Source organism: Pseudomonas sp. GW822-FHT02G04 (genome assembly GCF_058802085.1).
The window spans coordinates 181,761-206,270 of the sequence record NZ_JBXANU010000009.1 but is presented as its reverse complement, the minus strand read 5'-3'; the positions used below and the strand labels follow the sequence as shown (position 1 = coordinate 206,270).

Here is a 24,510-nt window from a genome sequence, read left to right as displayed (position 1 = left end):
GGTGGGTGATGACGGGATCGAACCGCCGACATTCTGCTTGTAAGGCAGACGCTCTCCCAGCTGAGCTAATCACCCTTTGCATCTCTGAGGCCGCGAAATTTACGCAGGTACCGAAGCTAAGTCAATACCCCACTTGAAGTTTTTCTGAAAAAGACAAAATCGTGTCATACGCAGCCGGACCGCTTTCGTCGGATCGCCGCCCGGAGCAAGCCCGTTCCCACGCTGGGTTACTCGCTGTAAATCATCTTCTTGGTCATGCCACCATCGACCACAAACTCCTGGCCCGTGACGAAACCAGCGTTCTTCGACAGCAACCAGGCCACCATCGCCGCCACGTCTTCGACCGTCCCTACCCTGCCCGCCGGATGCTGCGCATGATCGGCGTCGGTCAGCGGATCGGCGCGCCGTGCCGCTGGATCCCGCGCATCGATCCAGCCGGGGCTGACCGCGTTGACGCGAATCTCTGGCCCAAGACTGATAGCCAGGGCGTGAGTCAGGGCCAACAGACCGCCCTTGCTCGCCGCATAAGCCTCTGTGTCGGGCTCCGACTGCGCAGCACGGGTCGAGGCCAGGTTGACGATGGCGCCGCTGTGAGCACGCAGGTACGGCGCACAGTGCTTGGCCAACAGCATCGGCCCACTGAGGTTCACCGCCAGCACTCGGTTCCAGTAGGCCAGGTCGAGACTTTCCAGCGTAATGTTGTGCGGATCGGCCACTGCCGCATTGCACACCAGCGCATCCAGACGCCCGAACTGCCCCAGCACCTCGGCCACACCCAGCGCCACCTGTGCTTCATTCGCGACGTCCATGGCGATGAACCAGGCGTTTTCGCCGAGCACCTTCGCCACTTTCGAACCACGCTCTCGATCCAGATCGGTCAGCACCACCTGCCAGCCTTCGCTGATCAGCCAGGCCGCAATACCCAGGCCAATGCCGCGCGCGGCACCGGTGACCAGCGCGACGCGGCCATGGGTGCCCGTGGTCGGCGTCGACAACTCGATCACAAGGCAGCCAACCCGCGCGCCAGATCGGCTTGCAGGTCTGCCACGTCTTCCAGACCGACCGCAATGCGGATCAGGCTGTCACGGATCCCCGCGGCTTCACGCTCTTGCGGCGCCAGACGGCCGTGAGAGGTAGTGCTCGGGTGCGTGATGGTGGTTTTGCTGTCGCCCAGGTTGGCGGTGATGGAAATCAGGCGAGTCGCATCGATAAAGCGCCAGGCGCCCTCTTTGCCGCCCTTGACCTCGAAACTCACGACCGCACCGAAGCCCTTCTGCTGACGCTGGGCCAGTTCGTGCTGCGGGTGGCTCTTGAGACCGGCGTAATGGACTTTCTCAATGCCGTCCTGCTGCTCCAGCCACTCGGCCAGTTGCTGGGCATTGGCGCAATGCGCCTTCATGCGCAGGCTCAGCGTTTCCAGACCCTTGAGGAAGATCCAGGCGTTGAACGGGCTCAGGGTCGGCCCGGCAGTGCGAAGGAAACCGACGACTTCTTTCATCTGCTCGCTGCGACCCGCCACGACACCACCCATGCAGCGACCCTGGCCGTCGATGAACTTGGTCGCCGAGTGCACGACAATGTCCGCGCCCAGCTTCAGTGGCTGCTGCAGCGCAGGCGTGCAGAAGCAGTTGTCGACCACCAGCATCGCGCCCTTGGCGTGAGCAATTTCCGACAGCGCGGTGATATCCACCAATTCAGCCAGTGGGTTGGACGGCGATTCTACGAAGAGCAATTTGGTGTTGGCCTTGATCGCTGCATCCCAGCCGGACAAGTCTGCCAGCGGTATGTAATCGACTTCGATGCCGAAGCGCTTGAAGTATTTCTCGAACAGGCTGATGGTCGAGCCGAACACGCTGCGCGAGACCAGCACGTGATCGCCGGCGCTGCACAGGCTCATCACCACCGCCATGATCGCGGCCATGCCAGTCGCCGTGGCCACCGCTTGCTCGGCGCTTTCCAGGGCGGCAATGCGCTCTTCGAACGCGCGCACGGTCGGATTGGTGTAGCGCGAGTAAACGTTGCCCGGCACTTCACCGGCAAAACGTGCGGCCGCGTCGGCGGCGGTACGGAATACGTAGCTGGAAGTGAAGAACATCGGATCACCGTGTTCGCCTTCCGGCGTGCGGTGCTGACCGGCGCGTACGGCCAGGGTATCGAACGCTACGCCTTCGAGGTCGCTGTCCAGCCGACCGGCATCCCAATCCTGACTCATGCTGTCACTCCTTTCCCTATTCTCGTAAATTAAAAGCCAGATACAAAACCGGCCCCTCAGGGCCGGTAGTTACTCAGTTGTTGTACAGATCAATGATCGCACTGACTGCCTGGGTCTTGACCTTGGAGGCATCGTTACGTGCCTGCTCGATCTTGTTCAGGTAAGCCTCGTCGACGTCGCCGGTGACGTACTGGCCGTCGAACACCGCGCAATCGAACTTGTCGATCTTGATCTTGCCGCCACCGACCGCTTCGATCAAGTCAGGCAGGTCCTGATAGATCAACCAGTCAGCGCCGATCAGGTCAGCCACGTCCTGAGTCGAACGGTTGTGGGCGATCAGCTCGTGAGCGCTCGGCATGTCGATGCCGTAGACGTTCGGGTAACGCACGGCCGGTGCCGCCGAGCAGAAATAGACGTTCTTGGCGCCGGCTTCGCGAGCCATCTGGATGATCTGCTTGCAGGTGGTGCCGCGAACGATCGAGTCGTCCACCAGCATCACGTTCTTGCCGCGGAACTCCAGTTCGATGGCGTTGAGCTTCTGGCGTACGGATTTTTTCCGCGCAGCCTGACCCGGCATGATGAAGGTCCGACCGATGTAGCGGTTCTTCACGAAGCCTTCGCGGAACTTGACGCCCAGGTGATTCGCCAGCTCCAGGGCCGCGGTGCGGCTGGTGTCCGGAATCGGGATGACCACGTCGATGTCGTGGTCCGGACGCTCGCGCAGGATCTTCTCGGCGAGCTTCTCACCCATGCGCAGACGGGCCTTGTAAACCGAAACGCCGTCGATGATCGAGTCCGGACGTGCCAGGTAGACGTGTTCGAAGATGCACGGGGTCAGCGACGGGTTGGTCGCGCACTGACGGGTGTGCAGCTTGCCGTCTTCAGTGATGTAGACCGCTTCGCCCGGTGCCAGGTCGCGAATCAGGGTGAAACCGAGCACGTCCAGCGAAACGCTTTCGGAGGCGATCATGTACTCGACGCCTTCGTCGGTGTGACGCTGACCGAAGACGATCGGGCGGATGCCGTGTGGATCGCGGAAACCGACGATGCCGTAACCGGTCACCATCGCCACGACCGCGTAACCACCGACGCAACGGTTGTGCACGTCGGTGACGGCCGCGAACACGTCTTCTTCAGTCGGCTGCAACTTGCCACGCTGGGCCAGCTCGTGTGCGAACACGTTGAGCAGTACTTCCGAATCGGAGTTGGTGTTGACGTGGCGCAGGTCAGATTCGTAAATCTCCTTGGCCAGTTGTTCAACGTTGGTCAGGTTACCGTTGTGCGCCAGGGTGATGCCGTACGGCGAGTTGACGTAAAACGGTTGAGCTTCGGCCGAGGTCGAGCTGCCCGCGGTCGGATAACGCACATGGCCAATGCCCATGTGGCCAACCAGGCGCTGCATGTGACGCTGATGGAACACGTCACGCACCAGGCCATTGTCCTTGCGCAGGAATAACCGGCCATCGTGGCTGGTCACAATACCGGCAGCGTCCTGGCCGCGGTGCTGGAGGACGGTTAGCGCGTCATACAGCGCCTGATTGACGTTCGACTTACCGACGATACCGACGATGCCACACATGCGACGCAACCCCTACTTAATGGATCTGAACTGAACACAACTCACTGAGGCGTTTTGGCCGTCGGCAAGAGGTGCTCCTTGAACGGAATATCAGCGGGTACGCTGATTCCGCTGGCAAGCCACTGACTGCTCCACCTGAGAATCAGGTTTTTGGACCAGTCTGCGACCAATAGAAATTTTGGCACGAGCTGTGACTCTTGCCACCACCCGTCCTGCTGTACCGGCCCCAGGCTCAACAGCCCGACCGCCACGACCACCAGCAACACGCCACGCGCCCCGCCGAAAGCCATGCCGAGGAATCGATCGGTCCCGGATAGCCCGGTGACGCGAACCAACTCGCCGATAAGATAATTGATCATTGCGCCTACGATTAAAGTGGCGACAAACATGATGGCACAGCCCGTGATCACACGAGCCGACGGTGTTGCAATGTAACCGCCCAGGTACTCGGACAATGAACCACCGAACATCCAGGCAACGACTCCTGCGATGATCCAGGTCAGCAGCGAGAGTGCTTCCTTGACGAAGCCGCGGCTCAGACTGATCAAAGCGGAGATGGCGATGATTGCAACGATCGCCCAGTCAACCCAGGTAAATGGCACAGTGCAGCCTACAGACAGATGAGGCGGCGCATTTTAGCAGAGCCCATGGCTGTCGGTAAGCTGAGATTGTCAGTGCTTTTCAAATCAGGGCGATAGATTTAGCCGCGCTCAGGCTGGAAACGCACCACAAAACCCTTGAGGTTCTGCTGGCGACTCAACAAGTCACGCAGACGATCGGCTTCCGCACGCTCGATCAGCGGCCCGACGAACACCCGATTCTTGCCATCGGAGGAACGGATATAGGCGTTATAGCCTTGGCTGCGCAGGGTTTTCTGCAGGCTTTCAGCGCTCTCGCGGCTCGACAGGCTGGCCAGTTGCACCGACCAGCTGACCGACAGGCCATTGGCATCGACGCGACTTGGGGTAGCGACCGGTTTGGCCGGTGCGACCGCGATTGGCTGGGCAGGTGCCGGCACAGGCTTGGCGACTGGCGCTGCTGGCGGCGTGACCGGTTTGGCAGCTGGCGGCGCTGGCGCCACGGGAGCCGTTGGCGCAATCGCCGTCGACGGCGCTTGCTGCTCGGCAATTTCGTCGTCGCTTGGCACAGGCTCTTGCGGCAATGCCTGCGGTTCAGGCACCGCCACCGGCTCGATCTGCACTTGCGGCACTGCGGGGGCATGCGGCGCAGCAGGCGCGTCGACCCTTACCTGGCGCTGTTCGTCCTGACGGGAAAACAGCATCGGCAGGAAAATCACCGCCAGCGCCACCAGCACCAGGGCGCCGACCATGCGCTGCTTGTACGCCTTATCCAGCAAAGCCATTTGCCGCTTCCTCCGTGGAGTGCCGGGCCAGCCATTCAAGGGCCTCGGCGACACAATAAAATGATCCGAACAACAGAATCTCGTCGTCACTCGTCGCCTGCGCGCACTGCCCTTCCAGGGCCGCGGCCACGCTGTCATAGGACGTAACCGAGGCGCCAAGGTTCTGCAACGCCGCGTGCAACTGAGCAACCGGCCGTGCCCGTGGCGAATCCAGCGGCGCGACGGCCCAATGCTGGACACTAGCATTCAATTCACCGACAACACCATCCAGGTCCTTGTCCGCCAACAACCCGAACACCGCCAGACGCTTGCCGGCCGGCGGTCGACTGGCCAGACGCCGAGCCAGATATTCTGCCGCGTGAGGGTTATGCCCCACGTCCAGCAGCAAATTCAGACGCTTGCCCTGCCAGTCGATCTGACGACGATCAAGACGACCGACGACCCGCGTCGCCTTCAGCGCTTCAATAATCTGCGCATCCGCCCAAGGCAAACCGAGCAGCAGGTAAGCCTGCAACGCCAGCGCGGCGTTTTCCATCGGCAGATCGAGCAATGGCAGATCGTGCAATTCGACCGCACGCCCTTGGGCATCAACGCCGCGCCATTGCCAGTTGTGATCGGTGATACCGAGGTCGAAATCGCGCCCACGCAGGAAAAACGGGCAATTGAGCTCGCGCGCCTTATCCAGCAGAGGTTGAGGAGGATTCAGATCGCCGCACAGTGCAGGCGCGCCCTGGCGGAAGATCCCGGCCTTTTCGAAGGCCACGGACTCGCGGGTATCACCCAGGTAATCCGCATGGTCGACACCAATGCTGGTGACCAGCGCGACATCGGCATTCACCACGTTGACCGTGTCCAGACGCCCGCCCAGGCCGACTTCCAGCACCACCGCATCGAGACCGGCCTGTTGAAACAGCCAGAACGCCGCCAAGGTGCCCATTTCGAAGTAAGTCAGGGATGTTTCGCCGCGACCCGCCTCGACCGCGGCAAAGGCTTCGCACAGCTGCGCGTCAGTGGCTTCGACGCCATTGACCTGCACCCGCTCGTTGTAACGCAGCAGGTGCGGAGAATTGTAGACACCCACGTTCAGGCCCTGCGCCCGCAGCAATGAAGCCACGAACGCGCAGGTAGACCCTTTGCCGTTGGTGCCGGTGACCGTGATCACCCGAGGCGCCGGCTTGCCCAGTCCCATGCGGGACGCTACCTGTTGCGAACGCTCCAGCCCCATGTCGATGGCCGAAGGATGCAACTGTTCAAGGTAGGCGAGCCACTCGCCAAGGGTGCGCTCGATCATAGGTTCGCAGGTACCGGTGGGACCACGATTGGCTCGACAGGCGCGGCGACGAATTTAGGCGTCGGCAGGCCCATCATTTGTGCCAGCAGGTTGCCCAGGCGTGGACGCAGTTCCTGACGAGGGATGATCATGTCGATCGCGCCGTGCTCCAGCAGGAACTCGCTGCGCTGGAAGCCTTCCGGCAGTTTTTCGCGAACGGTTTGCTCGATCACGCGCGGACCGGCGAAACCGATCAGGGCTTTCGGCTCACCGACGATCACGTCGCCGAGCATCGCCAGACTGGCGGAAACACCACCGTAGACCGGGTCGGTCAGTACCGAGATGAACGGAATGCCTTCTTCGCGCAGACGTGCCAGCACCGCGGAGGTCTTGGCCATTTGCATCAGGGAGATCAGCGCTTCCTGCATCCGTGCACCACCGGATGCGGAGAAGCAGATCATCGGGCAACGGTTTTCCAGGGCGTAGTTGGCGGCGCGCACAAAGCGCTCACCGACGATGGCGCCCATCGAGCCACCCATGAAGGAGAATTCGAAGGCCGACACCACGACCGGCATGCCCAGCAAGGTGCCGCTCATGGAGATCAGTGCATCTTTTTCGCCGGTCTGCTTTTGCGCAGCGGTCAGGCGATCCTTGTACTTCTTGCCGTCGCGGAATTTCAGACGGTCAACCGGCTCCAGGTCCGCGCCCAGTTCGGCACGACCTTCAGCGTCGAGGAAGATATCGATACGGGCGCGGGCGCCGATACGCATGTGGTGGTTGCACTTGGGGCAAACGTCCAGGGTCTTTTCCAGCTCCGGACGATACAGCACCGCCTCGCAAGACGGGCATTTGTGCCACAGACCTTCAGGCACCGAGCTCTTCTTGACCTCGGAACGCATGATCGAAGGGATCAGTTTGTCTACTAACCAGTTGCTCATGCTTTCTTTCTCCAGTACCGGCGGCCCGAACGCTCTGGTTCGCAGCCCCGCGTATGCCCTTGAGCTAAATTCATATGTGTAGCGATGATCGATGGATTGCCGGGTCAGCGAGACGCTGACCTGCGTACAACCCAAAAATTCTCAGCCATGCCTGCTTTGTGCAGGTGCACCTCTTTTGTACAGAGCAGTGGACGGCGGCAGTCTGCCAGCCGTCACATCAACGACGTGCTACCGCGTACCGCTTTGATGAATGCCTGAATCTTTGCGTGATCCTTGATGCCCTTGCTCGCCTCTACCCCTCCGCTGACGTCCACCGCGTAAGGCCGAACCCGGGTAATCGCCTCGGCGACGTTGTCTGGCGTCAAGCCACCCGCCAGGATGATCGGCTTGCTCAAGCCTTGCGGTATCAGTGACCAGTCAAAGGCTTCACCGGTTCCACCGGGAACACCTTCGACATAAGCGTCGAGCAAAATACCGCTGGCGCTTGGGTATGCATCACAAGCTGCCGCGATGTCATCACCGGCCTTGACCCGCAATGCCTTGATGTACGGCCGGTGCCAGCCTTCGCAATCAGCGGCGGTTTCGTCGCCATGGAACTGCAACAGGTCCAGCGGCACTGCGTCGAGGATTTCCCCCAACTCGCAACGGCTGGCGTTGACGAACAAACCCACGGTGGTCACGAACGGCGGCAAGGCCTCGATGATCGCCCTCGCCTGCTGGAACGTCACGGCCCGCGGGCTTTTGGCGTAGAACACAAATCCGATGGCATCGGCCCCGGCCTCAACCGCCGCCAACGCATCCTCTATGCGGGTAATCCCACAAATTTTGCTGCGAACGGCCGACATGTCGATAGAACCTCAGGGCAATTCCGGGAAAGTCCCGGATGGTATCAAAAGCGTTCGAAGGCGTCAGCCGTCAAGTTCCGAGAAGCCGGTGAGGAAGTGTGGGCCGATGTAACGCTCGGGCAATTCGAATTCATCGCGATACTCGACTTGCACCAAATACAGGCCAAACGGATGGGCCGTCACCCCGCCGGAACGACGAACGCGACTCTCCAGCACCTCTTTCATCCACTCCACGGGACGCTCGCCAGCACCGATGGTCATCAAGACGCCTGCGATGTTGCGCACCATGTGGTGCAGGAACGCGCTGGCACGGATATCCAGCACGATCATTTTGCCATGGCGGGTAACGCGCAGGTGATGCAGCTCCTTGATCGGCGACTTGGCCTGGCACTGGCCAGCGCGGAAAGCGCTGAAGTCGTGGGTGCCGACCAGGTACTGAGCGGCCTCGGACATACGCTCGACGTCCAGCGGGCGATGGTTCCAGGTGATTTCTTCGTTCAGGTGCGCCGGGCGGATCTGATCGTTGTAGATCACGTAGCGATAGCGCCGGGCGATGGCTTTGAACCGCGCATGGAAATGCGCCGGCATGACCTTGGCCCAGCTGACGCTGATGTCGTGCGGCAAGTTGATGTTGGCACCCATGACCCAGGCCTTCATCGAGCGCTCTACCTGAGTGTCGAAATGCACCACTTGGCCGCAAGCATGCACACCGGCGTCGGTGCGCCCGGCGCAATGCAGCGACACGGGTGAGTCGGCGACTCTGGACAAGGCCTTTTCAAGAAGCTCCTGCACCGTGTCCACACCGGAGGCCTGACGTTGCCAGCCGCGATAACGCGAACCTTTGTACTCAACGCCCAACGCGATCCGGAAAAAGCCGTCGGCCGCCATTTCGGCGGCCGGATTATCTATATTTGCCAAGGGGTGACAGCCTGCTGATCTACGCAAAGGCAGGCATTATAAGGCCGCTGGACCGGGATGCCAGTGTAACTGTGACACAGCGTTGAATGTACTACCCCCATCGCATCCCCCAAACAAAAACGGCAGCCTCGATGGGCCGCCGTTCTGTTTACGCCTTACCGACAACTCACGCCAGACGCGAGAGCATTTCCTTGGCTTCGCTCTTCTGACCGGCATCGCCCTCGGTCACCACCTCATTGAGGATGTCCCGAGCGCCGTCGTTGTCGCCCATGTCGATATAGGCCTGGGCCAGATCGAGTTTAGTGGCGACTTCATCGGTACCAGAGAGGAAATCGAGCTCATCGTCCGCAGAGGCAAAAGCGTCTTCTTCGGTGAAGCTCGGCTCGCCGAGGCTCTGAGACAGACGATCCAGCTCAGCGTTGACGTCGTTGAGTTCATTTTCAAAAGCGTCAGGCTGATCCGGGGTAGCGTCCATTTCATCGGCCAGCGACAGATCGAAGTCAGCCGGCAACTCCAGGTCGTCGAGCGGCGCCTCAGTCGCGACCGGCGCTTCAGTGACAGTCGGCACTTCAGCGGCAGGCAAGTCCTTGAGGTCGTCATCCAGACTCAGCAGGAAGTCGTCTTCAGCCAGGGTTTCTGGCGAAGCATCGCCACCCAGGTCCATGTCCAGGTCGAAGTCCGACAGATCGTCGAGGCTTTCCTTGATTTCAGTCTGTTGTTGCAACACCGACTCAAAGCTCAGATCGTCGTCCAGCGGAAACTCGTCCAGCTCAGCCAGAGACTCTGGTTCTGGCTCAGGCTGTGGTTGCGGTGCTGGCTCGACTGCAACCGCAGGCGTGATCGGAGTAGCCGCTTCCAGATCGTCGAGACTCAGATCGAAAGCGCTGTCAAAGTCAGCCAATGCCGGTTCCGGGGCTTGCGGCTCGTCCAGCAGCAGGTCCTTGACGTACTGTGCATCCAGCTCGGCGGCGACAGCCGCGGCGGCCAGACCACCCACCGCCGCGACCACCATGGCCGGAAAGCGGCTTTTCAGCTGTTCGACCCGGGCGAAGTTGTCGCCGTTGGCCACCAGTTGACGCTCCTGAGCGACGAACGCATCGCGATCGCCCTGCTGACCGTAGACTTCCATCAGCTTCAGGCGCAGATCACTGCGTTGCGGCTCTTGCTTGATAGCATCTTCCAGCAACGCGGCAGCCTGATTCAGGCGACCGGCCGCGACGTGCGACTGTGCCTGGGCCAAGACGTCGTCAGAGCGTTCGGCGGCAGGCGCAACCAACGGTGCAGCGATCGGCGGCGTCACTACAACCGGGGCAATTACCGGGGCAGGTGCAGGTGCAGGCGTTGGTGCGGTCGCGAGCTTCACGCTTGGCGGCGGAACTTCCAGACCTTCGAAGCTGCTTTCCGGCAGGTCGAGGTCGGTGGAGAACTCTTGCTCCTCAGCCAAGGCACGGGCCATGCGCAGATGTTTTTCTGCTTCTTGCTGAGCTTTGCGGCGACGGGCCAGCAACAACAGCAAGAGCAGCAGAACCACCGCACCGCCACCCACCAGACCCAGCAGGATCGGGTTGGTCAGCAGCTCGTTGAATTTCTGCTCGTCGGACGCCACTGGCGTCGGCTCGACGACAGGCGCCGGAACGGCTTCCGGTGCAGCAGCCTCTGGTGCAGGAGCCGTCGGAACCACTTCCGCAGGCGTTGCCGCAGGATTGGCCGCAAGTTCCGCCGACATCGCCGGAGCGGTCGTAGCCGCCGGTGCGCCCGCGCCGCCTTCGGCTTGCAGCTTGGCCAACTGATTATTCTTCAGTTCGATCAGGCGCTGCAGCTTGTCCAGCTGACTTTGCAGGTCGTTCATGCGGCTTTTCAGTTCAGCGTTGTCACGGCGAGTCGTGTCGAGGCTTTCCTGAGTCACGGCCAGCTTGTTGCTCAAGGCTTTCGCATCACCGGCGACACCTTTGCCACGTCCCTTGCCGGTGTCGGCAGACACCAGGCTCAGCTTGTCCGTGGCGGCTTGCGACGAAGCGCCTTCACCGCGAGCACGCTTGGTGGCATCGAGTTGCTGCTGCCCGCTTCCGGGTTTCGCTACATAGCGACGGCCGTGGCGCCATGCACTGTTCTGCGCGGCGACTTCGGCGATGGCCTTGGGTTGCGGCAGACTGGCGCTCTGCACTTGATCGGGCAGACGTAGCACCTGACCGGCTTTCAGTCGGTTGATGTTGCCGTCGATGAACGCATCCGGGTTCAACGCCTGGATGGCCAGCATGGTTTGCTGGATCGATCCACCGTTACGCGCCTTCGCGGCGATTTCCCATAGGGTATCGCGCGGCGTGGTGGTGTATTGCGTCGATTTGGTCGCGCCGGTAACTGGCGCGGTCACCGCTTGGGCTGGCGCCGGTTGCGCGGCGGCCTCGGCGGTTTGCGGCGAGAATTTGGACGGATCGAGCAGCACGCTGTAATCGCGCAGCAGACGACCGTTTGGCCACATCACCTGAACCAGGAATTTCACCATCGGTTCGGACAGCGGTTTGCTGGAAGTGATGCGCAGGATGCTTTTGCCGCTGGCGTTAAGCACCGGCGTGAAAGTCAGGTCGTTGAGGAACGCCTGACGGTCGACACCGGCCTTGGCGAAATCTTCGGGCGAAGCCAGGCTCGGCACCACTTCGGCCGCCGTGAGATCCTTGACGTCGAGCAACTCGATTTCTGCTACCAGAGGCTGGTTCAGCGTCGACTTCAGGGTCAATTCCCCAAGCCCGAGAGCATGCGCCATACCGGAGGACAGCGCCGAGGCGGCCGCTATTGCTAACACCAGTTTGCGAACTTGAACCATAGCCTCATCCTTTGTTTGAACATTCCTCGGCCAGCGAGAAGGTGTTGATTGCCGCTGCCGTAAGGCGTTGCGCGCGACGGCGAAGGGTCGTCGCGCGCGATCGTTTCATTCATGCGACGAAAGCCCTGCGGGATGGCTCGCCTCAAGCATTCCGGCCAAACATAGCGCTCGGCTGGAACCACTAGAAAAAATTGTTGCCAAGTATCTTTTACAGCAGGTCTTTTATCAACAATTCAGCCACCTGCACAGCATTGAGCGCGGCACCTTTGCGTACGTTATCTGACGTCAGCCACACGTTAAGTTCCGCCGGGTCGTCGATCCCGCTGCGAACCCGACCAACGTAAACCACGTCCTGCCCTACCGCATCGCCTACCGGCGTCGGGTAATCGCCCGCCTCAACCAGCTCGATACCGGGCGCCGCTTCCAGTGCCGCGTTGACTTTCGCCAGGTCGACAGCGCTCGATGACTGCAAGGTCACGCTATAGCTATCGCCAAAAAACACCGGGGCTTGAATGCAAGTGACGGAAATCTTTAATAAAGGCAGCGACAAGACCTGACGCAGCTCGCGCACCAGACGCTTTTCCAGCAACGTGTGGCCCTGAGCATCGGGCGCACCGACTTGCGCCAACAGGTTAAAAGCCATCTGCCGATCGAAGAAAGCCGGCTCCAGCGGACGCACGTTGAGCAGCTCGGCGGTTTGCCGGGCCAACTCGCTGACGGCTTCGCGGCCCTGGGCCGATACTGCCAGGCACGCCGTCAGGCTGATGCGTTGCAGGTCGAGCAAGTCAAGCAGCGGCGCCAGCACCACCGCCAGCGCTGTCGCCGAAGGGCTTGGGCTACTGACCTGGAAGGGCTTTTTCAAGCCAGCAAGAATTGCAGCATTGGCCTCGGGCACCACTTGCGGCGCCTGATCGGCCGGCAATGCGCCGGACAAGTCGATCAGCGAGCAGCCGGCAGCCGTGGCGCGCGGGGCAAAACTGAGGGTCACCGCCGGACCGGCGGCGAAGAACACCAACTGGACTTTGCTGAAGTCGAACTCATCAACTTCCCGCACCCGCACGTTCTTACCGCGAAACGGCACCGAGTGTCCGGCCGATTCACTGCTCGCCAGCAGGTGCAGATTGCCGACAGGAAAGTCGCGCTCTTCGAGAATCTGGACGAGTGTTTCGCCGACAGTACCGGTGGCGCCGATCACGGCAATATCGAAGGACTGGCTCATGGTTCTACCTCTGGCGAAACGGGGGGAGCGGCACTTTACCGGGTGGTTGGCGTGCAGGCAATTCACGCCCACCCTGATCATTCCCACGCTCTGCGTGGGAATGCCGCCATGGACGCTCTGCGTCCGCTGTTAAGGCAGTGACGCGGAGCGTCACAGGATGCATTCCCACGCAGAGCGTGGGAATGATCGGACGATCTGCGGGAATAAAAAAACCCGCACCTCTTTCAAGGCGCGGGTTCTTTCATTGCATCAATCGATCAACGCTCAAGCAGGATCCGCAGCATGCGACGCAGCGGCTCGGCCGCGCCCCACAGCAGTTGGTCGCCGACGGTGAAGGCTCCGACGAATTGCGAACCCATGTTCAGCTTGCGCAGACGACCGACCGGCACGTTCAGGGTGCCGGTGACTTTCGTCGGGCTCAGCTCCTGCATGCTGATCTCACGGTTGTTCGGCACCAGCTTGACCCAAGGGTTGTGCTGGCTGATCAGCCCTTCGATGTCGGCGATCGGCACGTCTTTGTTCAGCTTGATGGTCAGCGCCTGGCTGTGGCAACGCATGGCGCCGATGCGCACGCAGATGCCGTCCACCGGGATCGGGCTCTTGAAGCGACCGAGGATCTTGTTGGTCTCGGCCTGGGCCTTCCACTCCTCACGGCTCTGACCGTTCGGCAGTTCCTTGTCGATCCACGGGATCAGGCTGCCGGCCAGCGGTACGCCGAAGTTTTCGGTCGGGTACGCGTCGCTGCGCATGGCTTCGGCGACACGGCGGTCGATGTCGAGGATCGCGCTGGCCGGATCGGCCAGTTGATCGGCGACAGCGCCGTGGGTCACACCCATTTGCTTGATCAGTTCACGCATGTGCTGCGCGCCGCCACCGGAGGCCGCCTGATAGGTCATGGCGCTCATCCACTCCACCAGACCGGCTTCGAACAGACCGCCCAGGCCCATCAGCATCAGGCTGACGGTGCAGTTGCCGCCGATGTAGTTCTTGGTGCCCGCGTCGAGCTGCTGGTCGATGACCTTGCGGTTGACCGGGTCCAGCACGATCACCGCGTCATCCTGCATGCGCAGGCTGGAAGCGGCGTCGATCCAGTAACCCTGCCAGCCGGCTTCGCGCAGCTTCGGGAACACTTCGCTGGTGTAGTCGCCACCCTGGCAGGTCAGAATCACGTCGAGGGTTTTCAGCTCTTCAATGCTGTAAGCGTCCTTGAGCGGAGCAATGTCCTTGCCCACGGACGGGCCTTGGCCACCGACATTGGAAGTGGTGAAAAACACCGGCTCGATAAGATCGAAATCCTGCTCTTCCAGCATCCGCTGCATGAGCACGGAACCGACCATGCCGCGCCAACCGATCAGACCTACACGTTTCATCGCAACTACACCTTCTTGAAAAAGTGGGCCGCTGCTTTCAAGGTTGAAAATTGCAGCGGGCCAGAGAGATTACAGATTCCGCAGCGCGGCGACTACTGCGTCACCCATTTCCTGCGTACCGACCTTGGTGCAACCAGCCGACCAGATGTCGCCCGTGCGCAGCCCCTGATCCAAAACCAGGCTCACGGCCTTCTCGATGGCATCGGCCACATCCTGCAGATTAAAGCTGTAACGCAGCATCATCGACACCGACAAAATGGTCGCCAACGGGTTGGCAATGCCCTTGCCAGCGATGTCCGGCGCCGAACCGTGGCACGGCTCGTACATGCCTTTGTTGTTGGCATCCAGCGACGCCGACGGCAGCATGCCGATGGAACCGGTGAGCATCGACGCTTCGTCGGAAAGAATGTCGCCGAACAGGTTGTCGGTGACGATCACGTCGAACTGCTTCGGTGCACGCACCAGTTGCATGGCGGCGTTGTCGACGTACATGTGGCTCAGTTCGACATCCGGGTAGTCCTTGGCCACTTGCTCGACGATTTCACGCCACAGTTGGCTGGAGGCCAGCACGTTGGCCTTGTCCACCGAGCACAGCTTCTTGCCGCGCACGCGCGCCATGTCGAAACCGACACGGGCGATACGGCGGATTTCAGTTTCGCTGTACGGCAGCGTGTCGTAGGCCTGGCGCTCGCCGTTTTCCAGCTCGCGTACGCCACGTGGCGCGCCGAAATAGATACCGCCGGTCAGTTCACGGACGATCAGGATGTCCAGGCCGGCAACGATTTCTGCCTTCAGGCTGGAAGCCTCGGCCAGTTGCGGGTACAGGATCGCCGGACGCAGGTTGCCGAACAGGCCCAATTGCGCACGGATTTTCAGCAGACCACGCTCAGGGCGAATGTCACGCTCGATGGTGTCCCATTTCGGGCCGCCCACGGCGCCCAGCAGCACAGCATCGGCTGCGCGTGCACGGGCCAGGGTTTCGTCGGCCAGCGGCACGCCGTGCTTGTCGATGGCGGCGCCACCGATCACGTCATGGCTCAGCTCGAAGCCCAGGCTGTACTTGTCGTTCGCCAGCTCCAGCACCTTGACCGCTTCGGCCATGATTTCCGGGCCAATACCGTCGCCTGGGAGAATCAGAATCTGCTTGCTCATGCTTTCCTCATGTCATCAGTCGGCGCGCCCTGGGGCGCGCCCGGAAAAATTCTATCGTTCAGCCATCAGCACCAACACATCGGTACTGAACGAACCATCGGCCTCAATCTCAAAATATTCGCGCACTTCGTTGCCCATCGATTGCTGCAACTCGAGGATCGCCGCGCGCATCACCTGCGGCGTGCGCATGCGCTCGACCCAGGAGGTGTACTCCAGGCGCAACCGTTGGCGCGTGGTGCTGCGGGTATGCAACCCCGCTTCGCTGACCTGACGCAACCACTCGCCCGCAGAATAATCGCGCACGTGGCTGGTGTCGCGCAGCACTTCGACGCTTTGCAGGTAAGTGTCGAACAACGGGCTGCCCGGCGACAACACATCGATGAACGCCGCCACCCCGCCCGGCTTCAGCACCCGGCGAACTTCGCGCAGGGCCACACCGAGGTCGCTCCAATGGTGCGCCGAATAGCGGCTGAAGACGAAATCGAACTCGCCATCGGCGAACGGCAGACGCTCGGCGGCGCCGTTGACCGTGGTCACATTGCTCAAACCCCGGTCGATCGCGGCGGCGGCGACCACATCGAGCATCTGCTGGGACAGGTCGTAAGCGACTACTTCCTTGACCAGCGAGGCCACGTGAAAACTCACATGACCGGCGCCGCAGCCCAGGTCCAGCACCCGGGCATCGCCCTGCCCCGCCAGTTCAGCCTGTAGCAGTGCGAACTCGGTGCCTTGAGCGTGTACGGCGCTGCTCAGGTAAGCAGAGGCCTGCTCACCGAATTGCTTTTGGACTACCTGACTGTGTTGGGCGGTGCTGGTCATCGGGACTTCCTTTTGGGTTGCTGGTTTTCAAGATCAAAAGATCGCAGCCTTCGGCAGCCCCTACATGGAATGGCCTGCACCTGTAGGAGCTGCCGAAGGCTGCGATCTTTTCAACGGTCACCTCAAAACATCACGCGTCGCGAAACAACCACGGCTGGCTCGCGCGGTGTTTGGCTTCAAACGCGGCAATCGCCTCGCCGTCCTGCAAGGTCAGGCCGATATCGTCCAGACCATTCAACAGGCAGTGTTTGCGGAAGGCATCGATCTCGAAGCTCAGCACTTTGCCGTCCGGACGGGTCACGGTCTGGGCCTGCAGATCGATCTGCAACTGGTAGCCCGGGTTCGCCTCAACCTGCTTGAACAGCTCATCGACTTCAGCGTCGCTCAAGATGATCGGCAGCAAGCCGTTCTTGAAGCTGTTGTTGAAGAAGATGTCGGCGTAGCTCGGCGCGATGATGCTGCGGAAACCGTACTCTTCCAGTGCCCACGGCGCGTGCTCGCGGCTGGAACCGCAACCGAAGTTCTCGCGAGCCAGCAACACGCTGGCGCCTTGATAACGCTCGGCGTTGAGGACGAAGTCCTTGTTCAACGGGCGCTTGGAGTTGTCCTGATACGGCTGGCCAACGTCCAGATAACGCCATTCATCGAACAGGTTCGGACCGAAACCGGTGCGTTTGATCGACTTCAAGAACTGCTTCGGGATGATCTGGTCGGTGTCGACGTTGGCACGATCCAAAGGCGCGACAAGACCAGTGTGCTGGGTAAAAGCTTTCATGCTGCGCTCCTTTAGATCAATTCACGGACGTCGACGAAACGACCGTTCACAGCGGCGGCGGCGGCCATGGCCGGGCTGACGAGGTGCGTACGGCCACCGGCGCCCTGACGGCCTTCGAAGTTACGGTTAGAGGTCGACGCGCAATGCTCGCCCGACTCCAAGCGGTCCGGATTCATCGCCAGGCACATCGAGCAGCCTGGCTCACGCCATTCAAAACCGGCCTCGATAAAAATCTTGTCCAGGCCTTCGGATTCGGCCTGAGCCTTCACCAGCCCCGAACCCGGCACCACGATGGCCTGCTTGATGGTCGAAGCCACTTTGCGGCCTTTGGCGATCACGGCGGCGGCGCGCAGGTCTTCGATCCGCGAGTTGGTGCAGGAACCGATGAATACGCGGTCCAGCTGAATGTCGGTGATCGCCTGATTGGCGGTCAAACCCATGTATTTCAAGGCGCGTTCGATGGAGTCGCGCTTGACCAAGTCCATTTCCTTGGCCGGATCCGGTACGTTCTGATCCACGGCCAACACCATCTCAGGCGAGGTGCCCCAGCTGACTTGCGGCTTGATCTGAGCGGCATCGAGCTCGACGATGGTGTCGAACTTGGCGTCTTTATCGGAGACCAGGTCTTTCCAGGCCTCGACGGCCAAATCCCATTCCGCGCCCTTCGGAGCAAATGGACGGCCCTTGACGTAAGCCACGGTTTTTTCGTCGGCGGCCACCAGGCCAACGCGAGCGCCGGCTTCGATGGACATGTTGCAAATGGTCATGCGGCCTTCAACGGACAAGTCGCGAATCGCGCTACCGGCGAATTCGATGGCGTGGCCATTACCACCAGCGGTGCCGATCTTGCCGATCACGGCGAGGACGATGTCCTTGGCAGTCACGCCGAACGGCAATTTGCCCTCGACCGACACCAGCATGTTCTTCATTTTCTTGGCGACCAGGCACTGAGTGGCGAGCACGTGCTCGACTTCGGAAGTGCCAATACCGTGAGCCAGGGCACCGAATGCGCCGTGGGTCGAGGTGTGGGAATCGCCGCAGACCACGGTCATCCCCGGCAAGGTGGCGCCCTGCTCCGGGCCGATGACGTGGACGATGCCTTGGCGGACGTCATTCATCTTGAATTCGACGATGCCGTATTCGTCACAGTTATCGTCAAGGGTCTGAACCTGCAAACGCGAGACCTGGTCAACGATCGCTTCGATGCCGCCCTTGCGCTCCGGGGTGGTCGGTACGTTGTGGTCCGGGGTCGCGATGTTGGCATCGATGCGCCAAGGCTTGCGCCCGGCCAGACGCAGGCCTTCGAAGGCTTGCGGCGAGGTCACTTCGTGGATGATGTGACGATCGATGTAGATCAGCGCAGAGCCATCGTCGCGCTGCTTGACCAAATGCGAATCCCAGAGCTTGTCGTAGAGCGTTTTGCCGGCCATCAGACGGTTTCCTCATCAGCTTGTTTCTATGCCCTGGGTCTTGAGTGATTTCAATAACCCCTTGGCTTGTGAGGTCGATCCTAGGGGGTTACATTAAATAACTCAAATTCATATTTTTTATGCTTTGCATAACCAACTGGAATGCCACTGAGACCTCATCATGGACCTCGCCAACCTCAATGCTTTTATCGCGATTGCAGAGACCGGAAGCTTCTCCGGCGCAGGTGAACGGCTGCACCTGACGCAACCCGCCATCAGCAAGCGCATCGCCGGGCTGGAGCAGCAATTGAAGGTGCGGCTGTTCGATCGATTGGGCCGGGAAGTTGGCCTGACCGAAGCCGGCCGCGCCCTGCTGCCACGGGCTTATCAGATCCTCAATGTACTGGATGACACCCGCCGCGCCCTGACCAACCTGACCGGTGAAGTCACCGGCCGTCTGACATTGGCCACCAGCCATCACATCGGCCTGCACCGTTTGCCACCCTTATTAAGAGAGTTCACCCGACGTTACCCGCAGGTGGCACTGGACATTCAGTTCCTCGATTCGGAAGTGGCTTACGAAGAAATCCTCCATGGCCGCGCTGAACTGGCGGTCATCACCCTTGCACCGGAACCTCACACATTGGTCAAGGCCACGCCCGTGTGGGACGACCCGCTGGATTTCGTGGCCGCCCCGGAGCATCCGCTGATCAGCAACGGCGCGGTCAGCCTGGCGGATATTGCCCTGCACCCCGCGGTTTTCCCCGGTGGCAACACCTTTACCCACCATATCGTGCAGCGCCTGTTCGAGGCCCAGGGCCTGACGCCGAATATCGCCATGAGCACGAATTATCTGGAAACCATCAAGATGATGGTTTCGATCGGCCTGGCCTGGAGCGTTTTGCCGCGCACCATGCTGGATGATCAAGTGGCGCGCATACCTTTGCCGGGCATACAACTCACTCGCCAGCTAGGCTATATCCTGCACACCGAACGGACGCTGTCGAACGCGGCAAAGGCCTTCATGGCTTTGCTGGATGCACAAATCGATCAGCCAGGGACTCGCGGCTAAGCTGTGCTTCTTCTTTTGTGCTACGCCTATAGAGCCCCAAAACCCTGTGCCTAACGCCCAACTCAGCCCAAGGCCTGTTATCCATGCCCAAATCTGTTGAACGTATGCCGCCAATGCCGCGAATTCAGGCAATTGACCCAAAACGGTCCGAGCAGAGCTGGGAAAGCGCCCCACAGTTGCTCGCGGCCCTCAATGGTGCCCGGCTGGGCGCCTGGTATTGGGACATCGAGCGCGGGCAGATCAGCTGGTCACGGGGCACTCAGGCGTTGTTCGGCTTCGATCCCCGGCAACCGCTGCCCGAGGATCTGGAATACCTCGACCTGCTGCCCCAGGAGGATCGGGCGAAAGCCATCCGCGCCTTCAATGCAGTGATCGCCGGTGCTCCGCTGGAGCAAGCCATGCACCACCGCATCCGTTGGCCTGACGGCAGCCTGCACTGGCTGGAAATCAACGGCAGCCTGCTACCGGACAAAAACGGCCGGCCACGAATGATCGGGGTCATCCGTGAAATCACTCACCAGCGCCAGCGTGAACAGGCGCTGAGCAGCTCGGAAAAACGCTTCGCCACGCTGTTTCACCTGTGCCCGAACATGGTGCTGCTGACCCGTCAGGAAGACGGCCTGATCAGCGAAGCGAACCAGTATTTCGAAAGTCTGTTCGGCTGGCCGGTGCAGGACGCTATAGGCCGAACCACGCTGGAACTGGGCCTTTGGGTCAACCCGGAGCAACGGGCGGAACTGGTCAAGGCTACCAAGGCCAAAGGTGAGCTGATCAACATGGAGGTGCAATTTCGCGCCAGCAACGGGCAGGTTCACGACGGCATTCTCAGCGCGCAAAAGGTCGAGCTCGAAGGCCAGCCTTACCTGCTGAGCACGTTCCTTGACACCACCGAACGCAAAATTGCCGAGCACGCCCTCAAAGATAGCCAGGAACGCCTCGACCTGGCCCTGGATTCGGCGCAACTCGGCACCTGGGACTGGCACATCCCCAGCGGCATGCTGTACGGCTCGGCGCGAGCCGCCCAGCTGCATGGGCTGGAGCCCAAACCCTTCCATGAATCATTCGATGCGTTTTTTGAAGGCGTGCCTGACGAAGAGCGCGACACCATGCGCGACGCCTACCGCAGCTTGCGCGAAGGCCCGGCCGGCAATTATCAGGTGACGTACCGCGTGCAGCTGTCGGACGGCAGTTCGCGCTACCTGGAAAGCCGCGCCAGACTCTACCGCGATGATAGCGGCAACCCGCTGCGCATGGCTGGCACACTGCTGGACATCACCGATCAGGTGGAGCGCGAACAGCAACTGGTGGCGTCGGAAGAAAAATTCGCCACCTTGTTCCAGGTCAGCCCGGACCCGATCTGCGTCACACGCCAGGACACCGGCCATTTCATCGAGATCAACTCCAGCTTCACCCAGACGTTCGGCTGGAGCACCGCCGACGTCATCGGCCGCAGCGCTGACGAAATCGGCCTGTGGGACGCTTCGGCGAAAAGCCTGCAACGGATCGAACGGGTTATCCGTGAACAGGGCCTGAACAATGTGGCGATCATCGTTCAGCACAAGGACGGACAGTCCCTGACCTGCGTGATCTCCAGCCGTCAGATCAGCGTCGGCGACCAGCCGTGCATCGTCACCACCCTGCGCGACATCACCCAACAGCAACGCTCGGAAGCAGCGCTCAAGGCCAGCGAGGAGAAGTTTGCCAAGGCCTTTCACTCAAGCCCCGACGCCATCACCATCACCGAGCGCGACACCGGACGCTACCTGGAGGTTAACGACGGTTTCTGTCGCCTGACCGGTTACCGTGCCGATGAAGTGATCGGCCGCACGGTGTATCAGGTCGGCATCTGGGCCGAGGAGAAACAACGCTCGGCGTTGCTGGCGGAGCTACAGATCAAGGGCCGGGTTCATCACCTGGAAATGCTCGGGCGCAACAAACGCGGCGAGTTGCTGACCGTCGAAGTCTCGGTGGAGCCGATCACCCTCAACGAAACCGCCTGCCTGCTGCTGACCGCCCGGGACGTCAGCCTGCTGAAAAATGCTGAAGCGCAGATCCGTCACCTGGCCTACCACGACCCGCTGACCAACCTGCCGAACCGCGCGCTGTTGATGGACCGCCTGAGCCAGCAGATCGCCCTGCTCAAGCGCCACAACCTGCGCGGCGCCCTGATGTTCCTCGATCTGGACCACTTCAAGCACATCAACGACTCCCTCGGCCACCCGGTGGGCGATACGGTGCTGAAAATCATCACCGCGCGCCTCGAAGCCAGCGTGCGCATGGAAGACACCGTCGCACGCCTGGGCGGCGATGAGTTCGTGGTGCTGCTCAGCGGCCTGGAAGGTTCGCGCAGCGAAGTCAGTGCTCAGGTCCGGGAACTGGCGGACACCTTGCGTGAATTGCTGTCCGAACCGATGTTCCTCGATGGTCAGCGCCTGCAAGTGACGCCGAGCATCGGCATCGCGCTGATCCCCGACCACGGCTCGACCCCGACCGACCTGCTAAAACGCGCAGATATCGCCCTCTATCGCGCCAAGGACTCAGGCCGCAACACCACGCAGATGTATCACAACACCATGCAGAAGGCCGCCAGCGAACGCCTGCGCATGGAAACCGACCTGCGCCTGGCCCTTTCCCGAGGTGAATTCAGCGTGCAATACCAGCCTCAGGTGGACGCCCGCAACAACCGCATTACCGGCGCCGAAGCCCTGGTGCGCTGGCACCATCCGCAACTGGGCGCGCAATCGCCGACCGAGTTCATCAAGGTGCTGGAAGACAGCGGGCTGATTCTGGAAGTCGGCACGTGGATCCTCGACGAAGCCTGCGCGGCCTTCAAACGCCTGATCGCCAAAGGTCTGATCGACCCGCTCAATTTCAGCCTGTGCGTGAACATCAGCCCACGGCAATTCCGTCAGAACGATTTCGTCGAACGCATCGAGCACAGCCTCGGCAGCCACGGCCTGCCCTTCTCGTTGCTGAAACTGGAAATCACCGAAGGCATCGTCATCCAGAACCTGGACGACACCATCAGCAAAATGCGACGCCTGAAAAAACTCGGCGTGAGCTTTGCCATGGACGATTTCGGTACCGGTTATTCCTCGCTGACCTACCTCAAGCGCCTGCCGGTAGACACCCTGAAAATCGACCAGTCGTTCATCCGCGACGCCACCACCGACCCCAACGACGCCGAAATCATTCGCGCCATCGTCGCCATGGCCCGCAGCCTGGAGCTGGAAGTGATTGCCGAAGGGGTCGAAACCCTGGAGCAGCTGGAGTTCTTGCAGGGGCTGGGCTGCCATTTGTATCAGGGGTATCTGCACAGCCGGCCGTTGCCGGTGGAGGACTTCCAGAAGCTCCTCAAATAATCCCGTCAGCTCTGCATCCGGCTGTAGCAGCTGTCGAGCTTGCGAGGCTGCGTTCGGCTGCGAAGCAGTCGCAAAAACCTGCTTGCAAGGTCTGATTGAAGTACCGCGCCACCTGGATTCACGACTGCTTCGCAGCCGAACGCAGCCTCGCAAGCTCGGCAGCTGCTACAAATAGGTGTAAACCTTATTCAGGACGGGACAACGGACAAAAAAAGGGCGCCAGTGGATGGCGCCCTTCTCATTTGCTCTGACCGATTAGTGTTGCAGAGCCGGTTTTTCCGTCCCGTTGATCGGGATGCGTTTGGCTTTCGCTTCTCCCGGGATCACACGCAGCAGGTCGATACTCAACAAACCGCTGCGCTTTCCAAGAGATTATTTTCAGATTTTTTCAGGCGGCTTCAGACACCTGTAACCCCAGTAAACGCGAGACTTGATCCAGCTCGGTTTCACGACGCAGGACAGTGAACAACTCGACCGCTTCTGGATAATTGCGGGTCAGCATCGCCAGCCATTGTTTCAGGCGACCCGGCGATTGGCGTGGCGTCATCTGGGCCTTGGCTTGCAGCCAGAAGTCCTGAATCAGCGGCAGCAGCTCGGCCCAGGTCATCTCGACGACCTCCTCGCCGGCCCGCGCCGCGGCGATTTGCCGGGCCAGGTCCGGACGCGACACCAGGCCACGACCGAGCATGATGTCTTCGACGCCGCTGATCTCGCGGCAACGGCGCCAGTCCTCGACGCTCCAGATGTCACCGTTGGCGAACACTGGCACCTTGACTACGTCCTGCACCCGCGGGATCCATTCCCAGTGGGCTGGAGGCTTGTAGCCGTCCGTTTTGGTCCGTGCGTGAACCACGATGTGCGCCGCGCCGCCTTCGGCCAGGGCTGTGGCGCAAACCAGCGAGCCATCGGGGCTGTCGAAGCCCAGGCGCATTTTGGCGGTGACTGGAATGTGTGCTGGCACCGCGCGACGGACATGTTCGACGATTTCGTTGAGCAGCTCGGGTTCTTTGAGCAGGACAGCGCCACCGCGCGACTTATTGACGGTCTTGGCCGGACAGCCGAAGTTCAGGTCAATGACTTCGGAACCCAACTCGCAGGCCAGTGCGGCGTTTTCCGCCAGGCACACCGGATCGGAGCCGAGCAACTGCACCCGCAGCGGTACTCCGGAAGCGGTACGGGCGCCGGTCAGCAGTTCCGGGCCGAACTTATGGTAGTAGGCAGGCGTTAGCAACTGATCGTTGATCCGAATGAACTCGGTTACACACCAATCGATACCACCCACACGGGTCAGCACGTCCCGCAGGATATTGTCGACCAACCCCTCCATGGGCGCCAAAGCAATTTGCATGAAAAACACACTCAACGAAAAACGTGCGGCAGTTTACT

At 60.9% G+C, this 24,510-nt stretch carries 19 protein-coding genes, 1 tRNA gene and 1 pseudogene; 2 read left to right on the top strand and 19 right to left on the bottom strand.

Features of this window, described 5'->3' with window-relative positions; genetic code table 11:
• Positions 1 to 2 precede the first annotated feature (2 nt).
• The 17 genes from AC1RO5_RS14765 to leuC form a co-directional block, all read right to left on the bottom strand.
• Positions 3 to 75, bottom strand: a tRNA-Val gene (locus tag AC1RO5_RS14765).
• Between the two features lie 152 nt (positions 76 to 227).
• Positions 228 to 1,004, bottom strand: a complete 777-nt coding sequence (locus AC1RO5_RS14760) for an SDR family oxidoreductase (RefSeq protein ID WP_493175825.1) — start codon at positions 1,002 to 1,004, stop codon at positions 228 to 230.
• The gene (locus AC1RO5_RS14755) at positions 1,001 to 2,212 is read right to left on the bottom strand and encodes an O-succinylhomoserine sulfhydrylase (RefSeq protein WP_493175823.1); all 1,212 of its coding nucleotides are present in this window, start codon (positions 2,210 to 2,212) and stop codon (positions 1,001 to 1,003) included. The genes AC1RO5_RS14760 and AC1RO5_RS14755 overlap by 4 nt, the downstream gene beginning before the upstream one ends.
• A 73-nt stretch (positions 2,213 to 2,285) precedes the next feature.
• Positions 2,286 to 3,791, bottom strand: a complete 1,506-nt coding sequence (gene purF / locus AC1RO5_RS14750; RefSeq protein ID WP_007935163.1) for an amidophosphoribosyltransferase — start codon at positions 3,789 to 3,791, stop codon at positions 2,286 to 2,288.
• A gap of 41 nt (positions 3,792 to 3,832) precedes the next feature.
• The gene (locus tag AC1RO5_RS14745) at positions 3,833 to 4,393 is read right to left on the bottom strand and encodes a CvpA family protein (RefSeq protein ID WP_493175821.1); all 561 of its coding nucleotides are present in this window, start codon (positions 4,391 to 4,393) and stop codon (positions 3,833 to 3,835) included.
• A 98-nt stretch (positions 4,394 to 4,491) separates the two neighbouring features.
• Positions 4,492 to 5,154: an SPOR domain-containing protein gene (locus tag AC1RO5_RS14740; protein WP_493175819.1), complete on the bottom strand. Its 663-nt coding sequence runs from the start codon at positions 5,152 to 5,154 to the stop codon at positions 4,492 to 4,494.
• On the bottom strand, positions 5,138 to 6,445 hold the full coding sequence (gene folC / locus AC1RO5_RS14735) for a bifunctional tetrahydrofolate synthase/dihydrofolate synthase (RefSeq protein ID WP_493175817.1): 1,308 nt from the start codon (positions 6,443 to 6,445) through the stop codon (positions 5,138 to 5,140). Before folC ends, AC1RO5_RS14740 begins: the two co-directional genes overlap by 17 nt.
• Positions 6,442 to 7,362 (bottom strand): acetyl-CoA carboxylase, carboxyltransferase subunit beta, encoded by a 921-nt coding sequence (gene accD, locus AC1RO5_RS14730; RefSeq protein ID WP_493175815.1) that lies wholly within the window; start codon positions 7,360 to 7,362, stop codon positions 6,442 to 6,444. The genes folC and accD overlap by 4 nt, the downstream gene beginning before the upstream one ends.
• Positions 7,363 to 7,574: 212 nt before the next feature.
• Positions 7,575 to 8,207: a phosphoribosylanthranilate isomerase gene (locus tag AC1RO5_RS14725; protein WP_493175814.1), complete on the bottom strand. Its 633-nt coding sequence runs from the start codon at positions 8,205 to 8,207 to the stop codon at positions 7,575 to 7,577.
• Between the two features lie 63 nt (positions 8,208 to 8,270).
• Complete coding sequence (truA, locus tag AC1RO5_RS14720) at positions 8,271 to 9,095, bottom strand: tRNA pseudouridine(38-40) synthase TruA (RefSeq protein ID WP_493175838.1); 825 nt, start codon at positions 9,093 to 9,095, stop codon at positions 8,271 to 8,273.
• A 196-nt stretch (positions 9,096 to 9,291) separates the two neighbouring features.
• Positions 9,292 to 11,946, bottom strand: coding sequence for a FimV/HubP family polar landmark protein (locus AC1RO5_RS14715; protein ID WP_493175812.1), 2,655 nt, complete (start codon positions 11,944 to 11,946; stop codon positions 9,292 to 9,294).
• Between the two features lie 208 nt (positions 11,947 to 12,154).
• Positions 12,155 to 13,165, bottom strand: coding sequence for an aspartate-semialdehyde dehydrogenase (locus AC1RO5_RS14710; protein ID WP_019582121.1), 1,011 nt, complete (start codon positions 13,163 to 13,165; stop codon positions 12,155 to 12,157).
• Between the two features lie 257 nt (positions 13,166 to 13,422).
• Positions 13,423 to 14,535 (bottom strand): aspartate-semialdehyde dehydrogenase, encoded by a 1,113-nt coding sequence (asd, locus tag AC1RO5_RS14705; RefSeq protein ID WP_007935182.1) that lies wholly within the window; start codon positions 14,533 to 14,535, stop codon positions 13,423 to 13,425.
• A 69-nt stretch (positions 14,536 to 14,604) separates the two neighbouring features.
• A complete protein-coding gene (leuB, locus tag AC1RO5_RS14700) occupies positions 14,605 to 15,687 on the bottom strand; it encodes a 3-isopropylmalate dehydrogenase (protein ID WP_493175810.1) in 1,083 nt (360 codons plus the stop codon).
• Positions 15,688 to 15,738: 51 nt separating this feature from the next.
• Entirely contained in the window at positions 15,739 to 16,506 is a 768-nt protein-coding gene (locus AC1RO5_RS14695) for a class I SAM-dependent methyltransferase (RefSeq protein WP_493175808.1), read from the bottom strand.
• Between the two features lie 130 nt (positions 16,507 to 16,636).
• Complete coding sequence (gene leuD, locus AC1RO5_RS14690; protein WP_105346662.1) at positions 16,637 to 17,281, bottom strand: 3-isopropylmalate dehydratase small subunit; 645 nt, start codon at positions 17,279 to 17,281, stop codon at positions 16,637 to 16,639.
• A gap of 11 nt (positions 17,282 to 17,292) precedes the next feature.
• Complete coding sequence (gene leuC, locus AC1RO5_RS14685) at positions 17,293 to 18,711, bottom strand: 3-isopropylmalate dehydratase large subunit (protein WP_493175806.1); 1,419 nt, start codon at positions 18,709 to 18,711, stop codon at positions 17,293 to 17,295.
• Positions 18,712 to 18,871: 160 nt separating this feature from the next.
• Here leuC and AC1RO5_RS14680 point away from each other — a divergent pair, with 160 nt between their 5' ends.
• Entirely contained in the window at positions 18,872 to 19,762 is an 891-nt protein-coding gene (locus AC1RO5_RS14680) for a LysR family transcriptional regulator (protein ID WP_019649335.1), read from the top strand.
• Between the two features lie 83 nt (positions 19,763 to 19,845).
• Entirely contained in the window at positions 19,846 to 23,124 is a 3,279-nt protein-coding gene (locus AC1RO5_RS14675; RefSeq protein WP_493175801.1) for a sensor domain-containing protein, read from the top strand.
• Between the two features lie 255 nt (positions 23,125 to 23,379).
• Here AC1RO5_RS14675 and AC1RO5_RS14670 read toward each other — a convergent pair.
• Positions 23,380 to 23,484, bottom strand: a pseudogene (locus tag AC1RO5_RS14670) (heat-shock protein); the annotation flags it as partial.
• Positions 23,485 to 23,512: 28 nt separating this feature from the next.
• Positions 23,513 to 24,472, bottom strand: coding sequence for a tRNA dihydrouridine synthase (locus AC1RO5_RS14665; protein WP_493175800.1), 960 nt, complete (start codon positions 24,470 to 24,472; stop codon positions 23,513 to 23,515).
• Positions 24,473 to 24,510: the final 38 nt, after the last annotated feature.

Coding starts and splice junctions, on each gene's coding strand:
- AC1RO5_RS14755 (WP_493175823.1), bottom strand. CDS start 2,212: ATGAGTCAGGATTGGGATGCCGGTCGGCTGGACAGCGACCTCGAAGGC.
- purF (WP_007935163.1), bottom strand. CDS start 3,791: ATGTGTGGCATCGTCGGTATCGTCGGTAAGTCGAACGTCAATCAGGCG.
- AC1RO5_RS14740 (WP_493175819.1), bottom strand. CDS start 5,154: ATGGCTTTGCTGGATAAGGCGTACAAGCAGCGCATGGTCGGCGCCCTG.
- folC (WP_493175817.1), bottom strand. CDS start 6,445: ATGATCGAGCGCACCCTTGGCGAGTGGCTCGCCTACCTTGAACAGTTG.
- accD (WP_493175815.1), bottom strand. CDS start 7,362: ATGAGCAACTGGTTAGTAGACAAACTGATCCCTTCGATCATGCGTTCC.
- AC1RO5_RS14725 (WP_493175814.1), bottom strand. CDS start 8,207: ATGTCGGCCGTTCGCAGCAAAATTTGTGGGATTACCCGCATAGAGGAT.
- truA (WP_493175838.1), bottom strand. CDS start 9,095: ATGGCGGCCGACGGCTTTTTCCGGATCGCGTTGGGCGTTGAGTACAAA.
- AC1RO5_RS14715 (WP_493175812.1), bottom strand. CDS start 11,946: ATGGTTCAAGTTCGCAAACTGGTGTTAGCAATAGCGGCCGCCTCGGCG.
- AC1RO5_RS14710 (WP_019582121.1), bottom strand. CDS start 13,165: ATGAGCCAGTCCTTCGATATTGCCGTGATCGGCGCCACCGGTACTGTC.
- asd (WP_007935182.1), bottom strand. CDS start 14,535: ATGAAACGTGTAGGTCTGATCGGTTGGCGCGGCATGGTCGGTTCCGTG.
- leuB (WP_493175810.1), bottom strand. CDS start 15,687: ATGAGCAAGCAGATTCTGATTCTCCCAGGCGACGGTATTGGCCCGGAA.
- AC1RO5_RS14695 (WP_493175808.1), bottom strand. CDS start 16,506: ATGACCAGCACCGCCCAACACAGTCAGGTAGTCCAAAAGCAATTCGGT.
- leuD (WP_105346662.1), bottom strand. CDS start 17,281: ATGAAAGCTTTTACCCAGCACACTGGTCTTGTCGCGCCTTTGGATCGT.
- leuC (WP_493175806.1), bottom strand. CDS start 18,711: ATGGCCGGCAAAACGCTCTACGACAAGCTCTGGGATTCGCATTTGGTC.
- AC1RO5_RS14680 (WP_019649335.1), top strand. CDS start 18,872: ATGGACCTCGCCAACCTCAATGCTTTTATCGCGATTGCAGAGACCGGA.
- AC1RO5_RS14675 (WP_493175801.1), top strand. CDS start 19,846: ATGCCCAAATCTGTTGAACGTATGCCGCCAATGCCGCGAATTCAGGCA.
- AC1RO5_RS14665 (WP_493175800.1), bottom strand. CDS start 24,472: ATGCAAATTGCTTTGGCGCCCATGGAGGGGTTGGTCGACAATATCCTG.